This is a genomic window from Streptomyces sp. NTH33, from assembly GCF_003236365.1.
Taxonomy (GTDB): Bacteria; Actinomycetota; Actinomycetes; order Streptomycetales; family Streptomycetaceae; genus Streptomyces.
Window position 1 is genome coordinate 1 of the sequence record NZ_POTZ01000996.1, and the last position, 824, is coordinate 824.

The following is an 824-nucleotide window of genomic DNA, read 5'->3' on the forward strand; positions in this document are numbered from 1 at the left end:
GTGCGGTGACCGGGAGCCGGCTCGCGGGAGAGCCGGGCGGGGCCGGCGGGGCCAGTGGCTTCGCCGCCGCCGGCGCCGTGTGGCACAGCGTCCCCGTCGACCGGCTCTTCCCACCCGTCGTGAAGGGCCGCGGCGCCGGCCCCGGCGGAGCCGACCGCGTCTGGACCCGCGTCGCCGTCGCACCCGACAGCGGCTGCGCGGGCGCCTTCGACCCGTTGCTGCGCAAGACCCTCGCCCCCGTCGGCTGCGCCCGCCTGCTGCGCGCCACCTACACCGACGCCACCCAGAGCTACGTCACCACCGTCGGCCTACTCTTCACCGAGGCCGACGCCTCCGCCATGAACTCCCTCGCCACCCGCTTCAAGAACGAGCGACTCACCCGTCGCACCGACCTCGTGCCCCGCCCGTACGCCGCCGGGGGAACCGTCGCCGCGGCCTTCGGCGACAAGCAGCGCGCGTCCTGGGCCGTCTCCGTGCTGACCGAGGCCCCCGTGGTCGTCTACGCCGTCTCCGGCTGGGCCGACGGCCGGACGGTCGACGCCCCGCAGCCCGCCGCCGACGCGATGGCGGACGGCGCCACCACGGCCCCCGCCCAGGCGGGCCTCGGCAACGAGGCCCAGGGCCTGGCCGACCGCATCGAACGGGGCCTGCGCCGGACCGTCAAGTCGGCCACGGAGAAGCCCTCGTGAACACCGTCGTGAACACCGCCGCGGCCCCCGGCACCCGCGTGTCCCGCGTATCCCTCACGGCCCGCAGAGCCGGCGCCCTGCACCTGCTCCTCGCCGCCTGCCTCGCCCTCGTGCCCCTGCCTCTTATACACATCT

At 76.2% G+C, this 824-nt stretch carries 1 pseudogene; it reads left to right on the forward strand.

Going from position 1 to position 824, the window contains the following annotated elements:
* Positions 1-689 (forward strand): annotated as a pseudogene (locus C1I97_RS38055) (hypothetical protein); the annotation flags it as partial.
* Positions 690-824: the final 135 nt, after the last annotated feature.